Origin of the sequence: Streptomonospora arabica (genome assembly GCF_039531585.1) — a bacterium.
Taxonomy (GTDB): Bacteria; Actinomycetota; Actinomycetes; order Streptosporangiales; family Streptosporangiaceae; genus Streptomonospora; species Streptomonospora halophila.
This window is the reverse complement of record NZ_BAAAQI010000001.1, coordinates 229894-246153: the sequence shown is the minus strand read 5'-3', so window position 1 is coordinate 246153 and position 16260 is coordinate 229894. Positions and strand designations below refer to the sequence as shown.

Annotated in this window: 13 protein-coding genes and 1 CRISPR repeat array; of the genes, 7 read left to right on the top strand and 6 right to left on the bottom strand. The window is 71.2% G+C overall.

The window, feature by feature from the left end:
* Window positions 1-119 precede the first annotated feature (119 nt).
* Genes casA through cas2e form a run of 7 tightly spaced genes read left to right on the top strand, consistent with a single transcriptional unit; the run spans window position 120 to window position 6263 of the window.
* Window positions 120-1664, top strand: a complete 1545-nt coding sequence (gene casA, locus ABD284_RS01095; RefSeq protein ID WP_344139913.1) for a type I-E CRISPR-associated protein Cse1/CasA — start codon at window positions 120-122, stop codon at window positions 1662-1664.
* The gene (casB, locus tag ABD284_RS01090; protein WP_344139910.1) at window positions 1661-2377 is read left to right on the top strand and encodes a type I-E CRISPR-associated protein Cse2/CasB; all 717 of its coding nucleotides are present in this window, start codon (window positions 1661-1663) and stop codon (window positions 2375-2377) included. The genes casA and casB overlap by 4 nt, the downstream gene beginning before the upstream one ends.
* Window positions 2374-3510 carry a type I-E CRISPR-associated protein Cas7/Cse4/CasC gene (gene cas7e, locus ABD284_RS01085; protein ID WP_344139907.1) on the top strand — a complete coding sequence of 379 codons (1137 nt, stop codon included), beginning with the start codon at window positions 2374-2376 and terminating at the stop codon, window positions 3508-3510. The genes casB and cas7e overlap by 4 nt, the downstream gene beginning before the upstream one ends.
* Window positions 3507-4301, top strand: a complete 795-nt coding sequence (gene cas5e, locus ABD284_RS01080; RefSeq protein ID WP_344139904.1) for a type I-E CRISPR-associated protein Cas5/CasD — start codon at window positions 3507-3509, stop codon at window positions 4299-4301. Before cas7e ends, cas5e begins: the two co-directional genes overlap by 4 nt.
* On the top strand, window positions 4286-4933 hold the full coding sequence (gene cas6e, locus ABD284_RS01075; protein WP_344139900.1) for a type I-E CRISPR-associated protein Cas6/Cse3/CasE: 648 nt from the start codon (window positions 4286-4288) through the stop codon (window positions 4931-4933). The genes cas5e and cas6e overlap by 16 nt, the downstream gene beginning before the upstream one ends.
* Complete coding sequence (cas1e, locus tag ABD284_RS01070) at window positions 4930-5913, top strand: type I-E CRISPR-associated endonuclease Cas1e (RefSeq protein WP_344139897.1); 984 nt, start codon at window positions 4930-4932, stop codon at window positions 5911-5913. Before cas6e ends, cas1e begins: the two co-directional genes overlap by 4 nt.
* A 20-nt stretch (window positions 5914-5933) precedes the next feature.
* Window positions 5934-6263 (top strand): type I-E CRISPR-associated endoribonuclease Cas2e, encoded by a 330-nt coding sequence (gene cas2e / locus ABD284_RS01065; protein WP_344140754.1) that lies wholly within the window; start codon window positions 5934-5936, stop codon window positions 6261-6263.
* A 107-nt stretch (window positions 6264-6370) separates the two neighbouring features.
* A CRISPR array of direct repeats spans window positions 6371-7985; the repeat unit is 29 nt; unit sequence CCGAGCCCCACGGACGTGGGGATGAGCCG.
* Between the two features lie 184 nt (window positions 7986-8169).
* On the opposite strand, the gene ABD284_RS01060 is transcribed toward cas2e, so the two are convergent.
* From ABD284_RS01060 to ABD284_RS01035, 6 genes are all read right to left on the bottom strand, one after another.
* Complete coding sequence (locus ABD284_RS01060) at window positions 8170-10218, bottom strand: tetratricopeptide repeat protein (RefSeq protein ID WP_344139894.1); 2049 nt, start codon at window positions 10216-10218, stop codon at window positions 8170-8172.
* 65 nt (window positions 10219-10283) lie between these two features.
* On the bottom strand, window positions 10284-10520 hold the full coding sequence (locus ABD284_RS01055; RefSeq protein ID WP_344139891.1) for a helix-turn-helix domain-containing protein: 237 nt from the start codon (window positions 10518-10520) through the stop codon (window positions 10284-10286).
* Window positions 10521-10592: 72 nt separating this feature from the next.
* Entirely contained in the window at window positions 10593-11474 is an 882-nt protein-coding gene (locus tag ABD284_RS01050) for a CPBP family intramembrane glutamic endopeptidase (protein ID WP_344139888.1), read from the bottom strand.
* Between the two features lie 172 nt (window positions 11475-11646).
* Window positions 11647-12462, bottom strand: a complete 816-nt coding sequence (locus tag ABD284_RS01045) for an SAM-dependent methyltransferase (protein WP_344139885.1) — start codon at window positions 12460-12462, stop codon at window positions 11647-11649.
* Between the two features lie 134 nt (window positions 12463-12596).
* Window positions 12597-15542 (bottom strand): type I polyketide synthase, encoded by a 2946-nt coding sequence (locus ABD284_RS01040; protein WP_344139882.1) that lies wholly within the window; start codon window positions 15540-15542, stop codon window positions 12597-12599.
* On the bottom strand, window positions 15539-16243 hold the full coding sequence (locus tag ABD284_RS01035) for a class I SAM-dependent methyltransferase (RefSeq protein ID WP_344139879.1): 705 nt from the start codon (window positions 16241-16243) through the stop codon (window positions 15539-15541). Before ABD284_RS01035 ends, ABD284_RS01040 begins: the two co-directional genes overlap by 4 nt.
* Between the last annotated feature and the right edge of the window lie 17 nt (window positions 16244-16260).

The window sequence follows — 16260 nt, the reverse complement described above, 5'->3', positions numbered from 1 at the left end:
GCCCAACCAGTCGTCACGGCGGAGTTCTCACTGCCGTTCGACTCATCCCCACACCGAGGTGGGGCTCTGGTTCTGACCAGCCTATATGTGATTGCCGTCGACGCCGCCAGCGAGGTTTCATGCCCCCACCGACATACGACCTGACCACCCAACCCTGGCTCTACGCGCGCCCACTCGGGGCGGGAGCCGAGGTGAAGCAGCTGGGCCTGCACGATGTGCTGACCCATGCCCACGAACTGGCCGACGTGGAAGTGCCGCTGCCGCCGGCCACGTCCGGGCTATGGCGGGTGCTGGCGATGCTCACCGCCCGAACGACCGGGCTCGACGTCGCCGAGGACTTGGACGAGTGGCTGGACCGGCGCGCCGAAGTGCTCGACCGCGGCCACCTGATCGAGGCGAACCTCGACGCCTACTTCACCACCCATGCCGGAGGCTTCGACCTCTTCGATCCGGACCGTCCTTGGATGCAGGACCCGCGCCTGGGCGAGCAGTGCCCGAAGAGCGCGGGGGTGAACAAACTGGTGTGGGGGCGACCGGCCGGCAACAACGCGGTCTGGCTAGGGCACCACATCGACGCCGACCCCGCCCCCGTCACCAGTGCGGAGGCCGCCTGGTCACTGCTGGCGTGGCTGTACTACGGCGCTGCGGGCCGGTGCGCCAGCCGCGTGGTCGGCGAGACGAATGAAGCCAACGTCACCGCCGGGCCGCTGCGGCGGGTGGTGTCCTTCCACCCCGCTGGGCCCGACCTGTTTCATTCCCTGGTGCTGAACATCCCCTATCCGGGTGACGACGCCGACAACCCCCCGGCGCCGTGGGAGACACCCGAACTCCCCGATCCGCTGGGGCTTGCACCCCGCGGCGACGGGCTGGCGGGCCGACTGGTCTGCCGGTACCGGCACGCGGTGCTGCTGCAGCCCGGCACCGACGGCGGCGAGGTCACCGACGCCTGTATCACCTGGGCCTGGCGCCGGGCGGCACCGGATGTGCGCGACCCCTACCTCATCTACGACACCAGCAGGGCCGGGACGATCTACGCCCGCCATGCCGACTCCGCGCGCGCCGTCTGGCGGGATATTGACGCGTTGCTGCTCAAGTCCAGCGCCCACGGGGCCACCCGGCGTCCGGAGATCCTGGACTGGTGCGGGCCCAGTGCCGGGCTGCCGCCCGAGGTGCGTGCCCGCTTGTCGCTGCGGGCGTTCGGCTTCGACCAGGACGGCCAGACCCGCGACAAGCAGTGGTTCGCCGCCACAACCCCGCCGGTTCTGCAGTGGCTGACCGATGAGGACGTCGGCGCCGCACCGGAAAGCACGCTGCGCGTCACCGCAGCCCGCGACGCCGCCGAACGCTCCGGGCGGGCGCTGCGGATCGTGCTGCTCAAAGCGTGGCAGGCCGCCGTCGGGGTCGCCGAAGGCGAGGGTCCGTGGCTGCGACGCGGCCTCACCCGGTATTGGCAGCGGGCCGAACAGCAGTTCTGGAGCATCGCCTTCGATGAGACCCACACCGGTCCCGGCAACACGTTCATCCACACCGCGGTGGAGGCCTTCGACCACGTCACCGATGCCTATGCGCGCCGCCCACGGGCGGCCGAAGCGCTGGAGAAGGTGCGCCGCGGCCTCTACTCCGGGTGGGTGACGCCCACCCCGCCTCCCGAGGAGCCACAGTGAACCGTCACCAACTCGTTGCGGCAGCCGACCGGATGGTCGCGCATCTGCGTGTGGTCAACCAGCGGGAACCGGGCACCCGCGCGATGCTGCGGCGCGGCCTGGGTCGCCCCCCGGAAGACATCGCCAACTTCCACGCCCACGCGGTCGTGACCCGCTACCTCCCCGACGACTCCTCACCCGCAGAGGAGCGCGCCTTCTACACGGTGGCCGCGCTCGTGGCGGCCCAACCCCGCGGCGCCCGCGACCAGGAGGCCGGTGCCTCTGTGGAAGACGATCCGTTCGACGAGCACGTCGAGGACGGCGCCACCCCGGCTGCGGCACAGAACGCGCCAGCTGACCGCAAGAGCGCGGGCGTACCAGACGAAGCGGGCAAAGAGACCCGCCGCACCCTCGGCCAGAGCCTGGCCTGGGCGGTCGAGAACGGCCACCTCAAGGGCGACATGGTCCGCGATCGGCTTCACCTGCTCGCCCGCTACCGCACCGACCGTCTGCACCGGGAACTGCCCAAACTCATCGCCCACCTGAGGGTCGACCTCGTCCCCATCGACTGGGGCTACCTGCTGCGCGACCTGGCCCGCTGGGACACCGAGCGCGACCAGGTCGCCAAACAGTGGGTGCAGCACTACCACCGCACCCGCGACCAGATCCAGCGCCAACGCACGAACCACGGCGCATCCGCCGACCCCCACGATTCCGGAAGCGAGCCAGCATGAGTACACCGGCCTATCTCGACATCCACGCCTTGCAGACCCTGCCCTACTCCAACGTCAACCGCGACGATCTCGGCCTGCCCAAGGTCGTGGAGTACGGCGGCCGCGAACGCACCCGCGTCTCCAGCCAGAGCTGGAAGCGTGCGGTGCGCCACCAGGTCGAGACGCGCCTGGGTGACCCGGCGGTGCGCACCCGCCGCATCATCGCCGCCGTCGCCGAAAGGCTGACAGCCCGCGGTTGGGACGCCGACCTTGCCGAGCTGGCCGGCCGCCAGGTCGTGGCCGCGGCCGGCAAGGGCATCAAACTGGAGCAGGACAAGGAGGGTCAGGCGCCCAGCACCTCGGTGCTGCTGTACCTGCCCGCCGCCGGCCTGGATGAATTGGCCGACCTCGCCGCCGGCTACGAGAACGAGCTGCGTGCGGTCGCTGGCAAGAAAACCCCGAAGCCGGTGCTGCCTTCCGAGCGGGTGGCCGCGATCCTGCGGTCGCGCAACGCGACCATCAACCTGTTCGGGCGCATGCTCGCCGAGCTGCCCGGCGCGGACGTCGACGGGGCGGTGCAGTTCGCCCACGCCTTCACCGTGCACGGCACCGACGTGGAGACCGACTTCTTCACCGCCGTCGACGACATCCGCGGCCCGGCCGAGGACCGTGGCAGCGGTCACATGAACGTCGGCCAGTTCAGCGCCGGCACCTTCTACCGCTACGCCAACGTCAACCTCTCCGCGCTCCTGACGAACCTGGACGGAGACACCACTGCGGCGCGCGAACTGGTCGCGGAATTCCTCGCGGCGTTCCTGGCAACCGTCCCGGGTGGAAAGCAGACCGCGACCGCCGCGATGACGATCCCCGAGCTGGTCTATGTCGCAGTGCGCACCGATCGGCCCATCTCCTTCGCCCCAGCCTTCGAAAAGCCCATCACCAGTACCCACGGCTACTCCGCGGCGGCCCAATCCGCGCTGTCGTCCTATGCCCAGAACCTGCACACGCTATGGGGCGAGGAGGACCTGCACTACAGCGCCCACGCCGGACTGGAGGCAGCAGACGACAAACTGCCCGGCCTGGGTCAGCGCCGGCCGTCCTACCCTGCACTGCGCGCCGAAGCGATCGATGCGGCATTCGGAGCCGAACGTTGAGCGGCTTCCTCCTGCGTCTGGCCGGGCCACTGCAAAGCTGGGGCGAGCACAGCGCCTACGGGGTGCGCGACACGCTGGCATTTCCCAGCCGCTCCGGGCTGATCGGCATGTTCGCCGCCGCGCAAGGCTTGGTACGCGGGGCGGATCTCTCGCGTTATGCCCCCCTGCGCCTCACGGTGCGCATCGACCGCCGCGGCACCCACATGGTGGACTACCACACGGTCGGCGGCCGCGTTCCGGCCCACCGGACGGTGCCCACCGCCGAAGGCAAACGCAAAGGCGTCGAGGTCGCCACCATCGTGACTGAACGCAGCTACCTCGCTGGCGCGGTATTCACCGTAGCCGTAGAGGCCCCCGCCGACCTGGCGGCCGACATCACCGCCGCCCTGCGGCGCCCCTGTTGGCAGCCCTACCTTGGCCGCCGAAGCCACGTTCCCGACCCGCCCCTGCTCCTGCGGGCATCGGTCGCCGACCCCGTCGCCGAACTGCGCGCCCGGGTCCCCCTCCCTGTTCCCGAGTGGCTGCGCTCCGACCCACCCGACAGCATCACGGTGGACTTCGTCCACGAAGGCGAACCGGGACCGGCCGCGGCCTTCGACACACGCCGCGCCCGACACGTGGTCAACGACATCCCGCGCACTTTCGACGCCCAGCGCCGCTCCTATGCCGCCCGGGCCGTCACCGTGATGCCCGAGGAACTGCCGACCACGCTGTCTCGATGGCGGGACCACAACGAGTACCTGCACGCGCTCTACCGATACGCCGCGGAGGGGACATGGAACTCTGGCTGAGCAGGATCACCCCCAACCCCCGATCCGCCCAGGCCCGTGCGGATCTCGCCTCCGCCGGCGCCCTGCACCGGCGCCTGATGGGCTTGCTGCCCCGCGAGGACCTCGGAGACAGCCCGCGCCAGGCGGCAGGGCTGCTGTTTCGCGTGGACGAATCCAGGTCGGGAACCGCCGTCCTGGTACAGAGCGCCCGCAAGCTCGACGAGTCCCGAATGCCCTACGACTACGGGCAAATCGAGCACCGCGAACTCAGTCCTCTACTGGAGGCGCTGACCACCGGTCAGGCCGTGCGGTACCGGATTGTGGCCAGCCCGACCAGGCGCATCGGACGCTCCGCGAAGAACGGCACCAAAGAGGTCACCACCCCACTGCGCGGGGCCGAGGCTGAGGCATGGTGGCATAGCCGCGCGCGGGACCACGGGATCGAGCCACGCTCCCTGGTCGCCCACGACCGCCACGACGCCTTCGATCGGTCTCGCGGACGGCGGATCCGCCACGCCGCCGTACTGTTCCAAGGAGCGGCGGTGGTGACGGATCCCGCCGCGGCGCGTGAGGCCGTACGGTGCGGGATCGGCCGCGGCAAATCCCACGGGTGCGGCCTGCTCAGCTTGGCCCTGTTGGGCAGTGACACGTGAGCGGCGGTTCCGTCGGCGCGGCGCGGCGCAAGCTCGCCTCGCCGACACTTGCGATGCTTCCCCGAGTCTCCGACGGGTTGGCTTTTCTCTACATCGACATCGCCCGCGTCGAACAGACCGATACCGGGGTCTGTGCGGTGGTCGAGCCGGAGGACGGCAACGTGCAACGCACCTATCTGCCCACGGCGGCGCTGGCGTGCGTGCTGCTGGGGCCGGGAACTTCCATCACCCAGCGGGCCCTGTCGACATTGATGCGGCACGGAACCACGGTGATCGCCACAGGCTCTGGTGGAGTCCGCTGCTACGGCGCGCTCCAACCCACCGACCGTACGACCGAATGGCTGGAGCGGCAGGTGCGCGCCTGGGCCGACCCCGCAGCGCGTCTCGACGTCGCACGGCGCATGTACGAATTGCGATTCCAGGAAGACATCGTTCCCGGCACACCGTTGGAACGCATGCGCGGGATCGAGGGCCAGCGCATGAAGGCGCTGTATCGGGCCCTTGCCCAGCGCCACGGTCTGAAGGCGTTCAAACGCAGCTACGACCCCGCCGACTGGGATGGGCAGGATCCGGTGAACCTGGCCCTGTCTGCGGCGAGCGCGGCGTTCTACGGCATCGCTCACGCCGTGATCAGCCACTTGGGGTGCTCACCGGCGCTGGGTTTCGTGCACGCAGGCAAGCAGCAGTCACTGGTTTATGACATGGCTGACCTTTACAAGGCCGAGGTCACGGTCCCCCTGGCGTTCTCCCTGGCGCGTTCGTCCAACCCGGAAGCCGAGGCCCGCCGCAAGCTGCGCGAGGACTTCCGGCTCTACCGTCGGCTGCCGCGGATCGTCCGCGACCTGCAGTGGCTCCTCGATCCGGAAAGACCCGACCGCGAGGACGAGGAAGACGAGGAGCCGGTGCGCCTGGTCGAGCTCTGGGATCCCCAGCGCGGCAGCGTGCCCGGTGGAATCAACTATGGCGACGAGGTGATCTGAAAGGGGGCCGGGTGGCGAACATGGTCGTCATTGCGACCGCAGCCGTTCCCGAACACGTCCGCGGCGCACTTACCCGCTGGATGCTCGAACCCAAAGCGGGTCTCTACGTGGGCACGCTTTCCGCCCGGGTGCGCGAAGAGCTGTGGGAGGTGGTCGGTGCTTCCCTGGGGGAGGGGTCGGCCGTATGCATACATCCCACGGACAACGAGCAGCGCTTTGTCGTGCGGACCGTAGGACCTCAGCGCAGGGAGGTCATCGACTACGAAGGGCTCCAGCTCATTCAGATGAATCCCGATGAACATCCGGATGCAGGCCTGGATGCGGCTGTGCCTGTACCTGGGGGGTGGTGAGGTCATCGTGGATACGAAAAGTGGTTACTCGGTTACATTCGTCTGCGGTGATGGGCAGATTTTGATACCGAAACGGTAACAGCGCACGTTTCGGCAGGTCGGCAAGTCCGAGCCCCACGGACGTGGGGATGAGCCGGCCACGCCCGCGCTGAGGCCGAGTCCATGAGCCCGAGCCCCACGGACGTGGGGATGAGCCGGACTTCGCGTACACCGTTTGGCATGCGCAGGACCGAGCCCCACGGACGTGGGGATGAGCCGTCCAGCCGGCTTCGGTGATGTGCAGGACTGCCCCGAGCCCCACGGACGTGGGGATGAGCCGAACGTCGCGTACTCATCCGCCCTGAGGCGACCCCGAGCCCCACGGACGTGGGGATGAGCCGCTCCGGCCGGTCGACCGCGACCCGCACGGCCGCCGAGCCCCACGGACGTGGGGATGAGCCGACGCGGACGGAGGGGTTCAAGTACACGATCCACCGAGCCCCACGGACGTGGGGATGAGCCGACAGGACAGGCCCCGCAGGACGCCCCTGCGGGCCGAGCCCCACGGACGTGGGGATGAGCCGAACGATCGCTGCGGCACCTGGTTCCTGATGAACCGAGCCCCACGGACGTGGGGATGAGCCGCTCAAGGCCAACCAGGCCTCGATCTTCAAGCGCCGAGCCCCACGGACGTGGGGATGAGCCGTTCTTCAGGTTCCGCAGGAGCGCCATGTAGCCCCGAGCCCCACGGACGTGGGGATGAGCCGGAACGCCTGGGTGTCGAGCGGAGCGACGTCGACCGAGCCCCACGGACGTGGGGATGAGCCGATCGCGCCCGCCTCCGCGCCGCCGCCCCCCGCCCGAGCCCCACGGACGTGGGGATGAGCCGGCGATCGAGGACCTGGTCGACGTGCTCGGCCCCCGAGCCCCACGGACGTGGGGATGAGCCGATCGCGGAGACCATCACCACCAACAGCGACGCCCGAGCCCCACGGACGTGGGGATGAGCCGATGGAATGAAATGGAATGTTTTTTCGGGGCGGCCGAGCCCCACGGACGTGGGGATGAGCCGGCCGTGCGCGCGCGGCCGAGGTCCGCGCGCGCCCGAGCCCCACGGACGTGGGGATGAGCCGCGGGTCCGCTCCGAGACGGCCGCCGCGCTGATCCGAGCCCCACGGACGTGGGGATGAGCCGCCGCTGAACAAGCTGTCCGACAAGCTCAGCGACCGAGCCCCACGGACGTGGGGATGAGCCGTCGTTGTGCTCCAGCACGCGGCCGGAGTTGCCCCGAGCCCCACGGACGTGGGGATGAGCCGGCGTTGCCGCTCGCGCAGCAGCTCGTCGGCGCCCGAGCCCCACGGACGTGGGGATGAGCCGTACGTGGAGACGCGGGAGCCGTATGCGTCGGACCGAGCCCCACGGACGTGGGGATGAGCCGACGAGAACAACGACCTGACCCCGGCCGCCGACCCGAGCCCCACGGACGTGGGGATGAGCCGCTCGATGAGCAGAGCAAAGCCGAGAAGCAAGCCCGAGCCCCACGGACGTGGAGATGAGCCGGCCGCCGCTGCGGATGCTATGGGCATCGATTGCCGAGCCCCACGGACGTGGGGATGAGCCGGAGGCGCCTGGTGGGTGACGTGGACGCGTTGGCCGAGCCCCACGGACGTGGGGATGAGCCGTTGCTCTGCGGCTTTGTGCCCGACGTGCCCGCCCGAGCCCCACGGACGTGGGGATGAGCCGATGGGCGGCGACTTCGAGGCGTCCATGCAGCGCGGTGGCGGCGTCGCCCTCGTTGAGCGCGCTCACGAAAGTGCTGAGTGCTACGGCGGTGCCGACGGGGGTCGTCATGGACGTACTCCTGGGAAAGCTGTTGCGCCGGTTCGGATGCCTCGACGAGACAGGGGTGGACAGTCGGTGCGTCGAGTCAGTCGTCGGCGAGGTCGTCCAGGCGACGGCGGATGTCTGCGGTCTCGGGGGCGCCGATGCGCTCGAAGAGGGGTAGAGCGATGGCGAGGTGGTCGTGCTCGGTTCCGGGGTGGCCGCGGTGGCGGGCGATGTCGGCGAGCAGCACGTGGATGCCGGCCACCTCGTAGCCCACATCCGCGCTCTGGGCAGCGGCCAGCGCCTGGCGGGCGGCGGCCTCGGCGCGGTCGGGGTCTCTTGCGGCGAGGTGGACCCGGGCCAGGTGCCGCTGGGACCGCCCGGTCTGGTACACGTCGCCGGCCTCGGTGAAGACCGGGATCGTTTCCTCCAGCAGCGCACGGGCCTCGGGGAGCCGCCGGGTCTTGAGGAAGGCTTCGGCGAGGTGGCGTTGTTGCAGGGCGATGCCGCGGGGTCGGCCGATGGCCTGGTGGTGGATCAGGGACTGCTGCAGGATCTCCACTGCCGCGGCCAGGTCGTCTTCCTGGGCGAGGAAGGTGACGCCGAGGCCCTCCAGCGTGGAGGCGATGCCGGCGACATGGTCGAGGTGCTCCCATAGCGGCATCGCCGCCCTGAAATGGGACCTCGCAGCCAGGAAGTCGTGGCGGTTGTTCTCCAACCCGCCCAGCAGCAGGCGCATATAAGCCTCGCCCGCCGTATCACCCGCCGTCTGCGCGGAGTCCAGGGCGGTATCGGCGATCTCCTCCCATGCGGTATACGGCCTTCTCGCGGTGAAGTAGAACTTCAGGCTCTCGACGAGTTGCCAGCAGAGGCGGTGCGCGCCGGTCTCATGGGCCAGGGCCACCAGCGCCCGGATCGCCGTGAACTCCTGATCGAGCCAGATCAGAGCCGCGGCTGCATCGTCGAACCACGGCGTATTCGCTTCTTGGCGGGCGTTGACGCCTTCGACCACGTCGATCGCAACGCGCCAGCGCCAAGGGTTGAGCACGAGGTCGGCTGCGGTGGTGGTGTCGCGGTAAGCCTCCAGTAGCCGGATTCGGGCCGCGGAGCGCTCCTGTTCAGAGAGGTCTGCGATGGCGCGCGTGTGCAGCCAGCTGCGTATGGCGTCGTGGAAGACGTAGTGGTCGTGGCCGTGGTCGTGGAGCAGGTCAGCTTCAACGAGGCCGTGCAGGAGGTGGGTGTGGGTCTCGCCGAGCAGGGCGCGGGCGGCAGTCGGGCTGATGCGGGGGCCGGGGTGCAGGGCCAGCAGCCGTGCGGCACGGGCCTGGTCGGCGGGTAGGCGGGCGTCGAGGTCGGTGAGGCGGTCGGCCACGGGGGTCTCCCGGGTGAGCGAGCGGGTGAGCTGGTCGGGGGTGGTGCTGGGATGGCGGGCGAGGTGCGCGGCGGCCAGGCAGGCGGCCAGCGGCACGCCGCCACAGGCGCCGGCCGCCGCCCGACGCAGCGGCGCCGGTGCGGGGTGGTCGGCACCGAGCAGCACGTCGAGGAGGCGGTTCAACTCGTGGTCGGCGAGCGTGCCCAGGGGCAGCCGGGTGGCACCGTCGGCGACCAGGTCGACCAGTGAGTACTGGCTGGTGGCGATGCCGAGACACCCCGCTCCGGCGGGCAGCAGGCGCCGCGCCTGGACGGGGGTGGAGGTGTCGATGAGCACGGCCAGGCGTCGCTGCGCGGAGAGCGACCGCCAGAGGGCGGTGCGGTGGTCGGGGTGGTGGGGCAGTCCGGCCGGGGGGACGCCGAGGGCATGCAGCCACCCGCCCAGTGCGGTGTCGGTGTCGGTGCGGGCGAGGTCGGCATACAGGAGCCCGTCGGGCCACCGGTCGCGGTGGGCGCTGAGCCAGGTGGTGGCCAGCGCGGTCTTGCCGATGCCGCTGGGCCCGTCGATGGCAACCCAGTGCGCGGTGCTCGGTCCGCGCCCGCGCCAGGCCGCCTCCAGCGTATCGAGGTCGCGGCTGCGGTTGACGAAACAGCGCGGTGCGGGGAGTTGGTGCGGCACGAGCCCGGGTGTCGTGGCGGGGTGCAGGTGAATGCCGCCGTGGACGGCGCCCGCCTGAACCACGGTGCCGACGACGTCGGCGGCGTTGTTGTCGCTGCTCATGGCCCCTAGATGCGGTCGGAGGTCAGGGAATGAGTGTGGCCCGTACGGCTCGAACGGATGCGACATCAGGACGGTTGACGGGTGCCTGAGCTGGAGCGGCTGGGGCCGCAGCCGGGGGCGCGCAACTGGACTCCGGCTCCAGTGAGCAGGGTGTGCATAGTGGTGTAGGAGCAGGCGTGCTCGGCGGCCGGGTCGCGGATGGAGGCGCCGTCGGCGTAGGCGGCGGCGATCGCTTCTGCATCGCGCTGCAGGCGGCGGAGGACTCCGGCGCGGCGTCGCCGCGGGGTGTGTGGGCGGGTCATGGGGCGCTTCCGTGGAGTCGGAGAACGGGGCGCCAGAGGTCATCTCCGGCGCCCCCGGGGGGATGCGGGGTTTTAGCCCATGAAGGTGGCGACGGAGGGCCAGGCGATTACCAGGACCGAGTAGGCGCCGTTGTAGGTCGCGTGAGCCGCGATCACAGGCCACAGGCGCCCGGTGCGCCGATACAGCCACAGCACCAGCAGCGCCTCGGGGATCATCAGCAGCACGACGGGCCCGTAGTAAGCGTGATAGGCGATCTTGAGCAGGGCGCCGATGGTGTAGACCTCGGCGGCCGGGCGCCTGGCCGCGGCCAGCAGCACCACCAGTACCGCCACCACGACCGGTTCCTCGATCAGAGCTGTGGTGAACTGGGTCGGTCCGAGCAGTGCCACCATCCACAGCGCGTCGCTGCGGTCGGAGATGGCGAATCCGCCGGCCAGCCCGGTGGGGACGAGTTGGCCGATGACGGAGGAGGCCACCATCCACGTGGTCATCCCGGCCAGGGCACACGCGAACACCGATCCGGCTTGGCGGCGCGAGCGCTTCTTCTGCTCCCGGTCGAGGGCCGCCAGCGGTGCGGGGGCGAATAGTCGGCGGGGGGTGACGCGGCGGCGCCAGGCCACCAGCCCCACGACCACGGCCATCACGACGAGCAGGACGGCGTGCTGGATCCAACCGGGCAGCGCCGCCGACCAGAAGGTGTCGGCCGTGGGCGGGTGGGTGACCGGCGCTGCCCCGCCGGAGAGGTAGGCCATGACGATGCCGGTCAGCGAGTAGCCGAACGTCGCGGCGTAGGCGAGGACGAGGGCGGTGTAGGCGAGCCAGGTGGACATGGGCCGCGGGTCGGGCCGCAGGTGGTCGGGGGTGGCATCGGGTAGCAGGCGCCGCCACCCGCGGGCGGGCGAGGGTACTGCCGGGCCGGGTTCGGGGGTGGTTGTCGTGGAGGGGGTGGTCATGTCTGGTATTTCCGTGTCGGGGCTGCGCGCCGGTGCGCGCGGCAGAGGTTGGGGGTGGGAGCACCTTCGGGGAGGGCTCAGAAGGATCGGGTGCCCCTTTGGTGCAGGGGCGGCGCCCGTTGCGGCGCGGGTCGGGGGTGTGGTGGGTCGCGGGCGCGGGGTGGGGGTCCGATCACGCGGTCGTGGTGGCGGGAGGTTGGGGGATGCGGCCGACACCGCCGAACAGCCACACCTGCTCTGGGAATCGCGGCTCGACGGGTGGGCGCCACTGCATGATCAGCGGCAGTCCCGGTTCCACCAGTTCCATGCCGGCGAAGATGCCGTGGATCTGCTCGCGGGTGCGCAGGACCATGGGTGCGGTGGCGTCCTGGTAGATGCGGGTGATCTCCGCGGCGGTCTCGGGGGTGGTGGCGTCCTGGGAGAGGTGGCTCAACGCCAGGTGTGAGCCGGGGGGCATGTGGGCGCGGTAGGCGTCGATGATGCTGCCGGGGTCGTCGGGGATGAAGTGGAAGACGGCGATGCTCAACAGCGCCCAGGGCTGGCTGAAGTCGATGAGCTGGCGGGTTTCGGTCGCGCCCAGGACCGCAGCGCTCTCGCGCAGGTCGGCGGTGACCACGGTGGTGTTGGGGTTGTCGGCCAGGCGGGCGCGGTCGTGGGCGAGCACGATGGGGTCGTTGTCGACGTAGACCACCCGGGTCTCGGGGGCGATCTGCTGGGCGATGTGATGGACGTTGTCCTGGGTAGGCAACCCTGAACCCAGGTCGATGATCTGGCGGATACCGGCCTCGGCGACGAGGTAGGTGACTACCCGACGCAGGAACGCGCGGTTGTTGTGGACGATCAGTTCGGCGTTGGGTTCCTTCTGTTTGATGCGGTCGGCGGCCTCGCGGTCGGCGGCGTAGTTGTCCTTTCCGCCCAACAGCGCGTCGTAGATGCGGGCGGGGGTGGCCTGGTGGGTGGTGAATCCGGGTGGCGGGTCGGTGGTCACGGTTCTTCCTGGTGTTGCAGCGGATGGCGGACAAACGGGTCGGCGGTGGCCGTGGCCACTCGTCTCAGGGCACCGGCAGCGGGGGCTATCCGGGGGCGAAGAGTGGGGCAGAGCCCCCGGTGTCGGGCGGTGGGTCAGGCAGGTGGTGGTGCGGAGGCGGGTTCGATCAGCGGCAGCAGCGCCCCGGCAATCTGGTCTGCGCTGGGTCGGCGCAGGAGCAGTCCCAGCAGGTCGACGCCTTCCAGGGCCGGGTGCATGCGGCGCAGGCGCAGGGCGGCCACGGCCAAGTCGCGTGAGTTGATGCCCAGCAGTGCCACGTCGGTGCGCGCCTCGTCCCCTCCCGTCTGCGACGACAGGTCGCCCAGGTCGCTCAGGGCGTCCTGGATCGCGGCGGCGAGCAGGTCCAGGCGCCATTCGGGTGCGGCGTGGGCCAGGCTCTCCGCCAGATCGGGAACCCGGTCGGGCGGAGACGGTGTGTGGTCCCAGAGCAGGGGCGGCAGTTCGGCCGGGCGGCATCGGCCCACCGGCCAGGCGGGTGGGTGCCCGCGGGTGTAGGCGGCGCCCAGCAGGGCGAGCAGGCGGGCGTGCTCGCCGCCCATGTGGCGCTCGCCGGGCGCGGCCACGGATACGGGGGCAGGGTGGGCGGCGGTGACGGCCTCCAGCGCGCCAGCGAGCACCGGGCGGGTGCCGACCTCCACGACCAGCGCGGGTTCCGCGCCTTCACCCAGGGCGGTGTGCAGGGCGGTGGGCAGGTCCACCGGGTGGCGCACCTGGTGGACCCAGTAAGCGGCGTCGAGATCGGCTCCGGTGACCGGTATTCCGGTGGCGGTGGAGACCATCGCCACCCCCGCCTCGCGGGGCGTGAGGCGGGCCAGGTCGGCGGCGAGGCCGTCCAGGTGCGCGTCGAGCAGAGGGCTGTGGGCGGGCGGGGAGCCGGGCACCTGGCGGGTCCAGATGCCGGCTTCCTCCAGCACGCTCTGGAAGCTCTCCAGGTCGGCGCTCGCCCCGGTGAGCAGGGTGTGGCCGGGGCCGTTGTCGGCGGCCACCCACACCCGCCCCGCCCCGCGCAGCAGGGTGCGGGCCTTGTCGGCGTCGAGGGCGGCGGCCAGCAGGTGGCCTTGCCCGGCGACGCGCTGAAGGACGGCGCTGCGCGCACACGCCAACCACGCCGCGTCGTTCAGGGAAAAGGCGTCGGCGAGGTGGGCGGCGGCGACCTCACCCAGCGAGTGGCCCACGATCACATCGGGCTCCAGCCCGAGGCCGCACAGGGCGCGGCCGAGGGCGATCTGCAGCGTGACCGTGGCCTGCTGGATCTGCGCCAGGCCGCCGGGTGTCTGCCCGGGCTGCCACGGCTGGTGGGCGGGGTGGGCGGCCATGGCCTGCTGCACCTGCGCCGCCGCCTCGGCGAAACCGGGAAGCGCTGCGGCCAGTTCGGCGCCGGGAGCTTCCTCCGGGGCGGCTTGGCCGGGCAGCACCCACACCACCTGCCGGGGCGGGTCGTCGGCGTGGTGCGGTCCGATCAGGGCCGGATCGGGGCGGTGCTGGGCCAGCGCCCGCAGCGCCCGGCGGGCCCGGCCGGTGTCGGAGGCGATGACGGCGGCGCGGTGGGGGTGGTGGTCGCGCCCCACGGCGGCCAGCGCTGCCACTGCGGCCAGGTCCGCCTGGTCGCCGAGCGTGTCGGCGAGGCGGCGAGCGGCGGCGGCCATGAGCGCCGGGGTGTGGCCCGAGACCGGTACCACCACCGGCCCCCGATCCGCGGCGGCGGTACCGGTCTCCTCCTCGGTGGTCGGTGGCGCGACGGAATCCGGCATGAGTATGGCGTGGGCGTTGACGCCGCCGAACCCGAAACTGGATACCCCCACCACGTCGCCGTCCAGCGCCTCGGGCGCGGTGGGTACCCGGATCGCCGACTCGGCCAGCGCCGGGCGCAGCCGGGTGTGGTGCAGAGTGGGTGGGATGCGCCGGTGGTAGGCCACCAGGGCGGCTTTGATCAGCCCGACCAGCCCGGCCGCGCCCTCGGTGTGGCCGAGTTGGGACTTCACCGAGCCGACCGGCAGCGGCGCGTTCTCCTCGCGCGCAAAGGCCGAAGCCAAGGCGTGGGCCTCCACGCGGTCGCCGGCCTTGGTGCCGGTGCCGTGGGCCTCCACATAGCCCACCTCGTCCATGGAGATGCCCGCGCCGGTGTAGGCGTCGCGCAGCAGCGCGGTTTGGGCGAGGTGGCTGGGCGCGAACACCCCGCCCGGGGACTTTCCGTCGGTGTTGACGTGGGAACCTGCCAGGCGCGCATAGACCCGGTCGATCCCCGGGCGCAGCATCCGGGCTGGGGTGAGCACGATCGCGGCGATGGCCTCGGCGCGGACGTAGCCGTCGGCCTCGGCGTCGAAGGGGCGGCAGTGACCCGTGGGCGAGAGCACCCCGCCCTGCTGGAAGGCGGTGGTGACCCGGGGGTTGCGGATGAGGTTGGTCCCGGCGACGATCGCCCGCTCCACCACCCCGGCCTGCAGGTCGCGGCGGGCGTAGTCGAGGGCGACCAGGCTGGAGGAGCAGGCGGTGTCGATGGCCAGGGCCGGGCCCCGCAGATCGAGATGGTGGGCGACGCGGGCGGCCAGCATGCTCGCGCCCGCCCCGCCGGCCTCCAACATCCCCGGCCGCTGCCCGGCTCCGAAGGCCAGACTTTGCTGGTCGATAGAGGCACAGCCCACATACACTCCGGTGCGGCTGCCCGCCACCGACGACAATGGAGAGCCCGCATCGGCCAGCGCCTCGACCGCCACTTCGAGTAGAAGGCGCTGCTGCGGGTCCAGCGCCGCCGCCTCCTCCGCAGCGATCCCGAAGAAGGCGCGGTCGAAGGCGTCGATGTCGTCCAGGACCCCGCCATGCCACGGCGTCTCGGGCCGGTCCTGCTCGGCCAGCAGCGCGACCATGGGCTTCCACCGGTGCTCGGGGATCGGGGCGACCGCGTCACGGTCCGCTGCCAGCAACTCCCAGAACCCGCGTGGACTGGTCACGCCGCCGGGCAGGCGGCAGGCGATGCCCGTGACCGCGGGATGCTCGTGGCGGGTGTCGGGATGCGGACTCATCGGGTGCTCACCCGCCACAGCGCCACCGACCCGCACACGCCCAGCCGCACATCGGCGAAGCGCTCGTGGAGCACGCGGGTCAGGTCGGTGAGGGAGTCGCCGCTGTTGTGGAAGATGCCCTTCGCATTGAGGTAACGCGATCCGGTCCTGCCTACGGAGCTGGTATCCACACCGCTGCTGAGGACAGTCGCGCCGATGAAGGCGCCGCCGGGGCGCACGACGGTGGCGATGTGGTCGAGCACCGGCGTCTTCTCCGCGATGGAGGATCCGGGCAGGCAGTGCAGCACCATCGACAGCACCGCCACATCGATGCTGTTCTCCTCCAGAGGGAAGGGCTGGACGGCGTTGTGGAGGTGGGTGGCGGGACGGTAGCGGGCCAGGCGCGTGGCGGTGGTGTGCAGGGGGCCGTCGTTGATGTCGAGCAGATGCACATCCAGGTCGGCCCGGCCGATGCGGTCGAGGAAGTAGCCGGCGCCCGGTCCGACCTCCAGAACGCGGTCGCCGGCCTGGATCGCTGCGGCGTACAGGGCGGCAACCCGCTGCTGGGGGCAGCCCCACAGCCACCGGTAGGTGCCGTGGATGACGAGGAGGTCGTAGAGGCGGGCCATGTTGCGGCGGCTCCACACCCGCGGGTCGGGTGCAGCCGAAGCGGTCGCGGAACCGGGGGCGGGCTCGGGTGAGGCGGGCGGATGAGCGGACATGGCAGGACCCTCCTGAG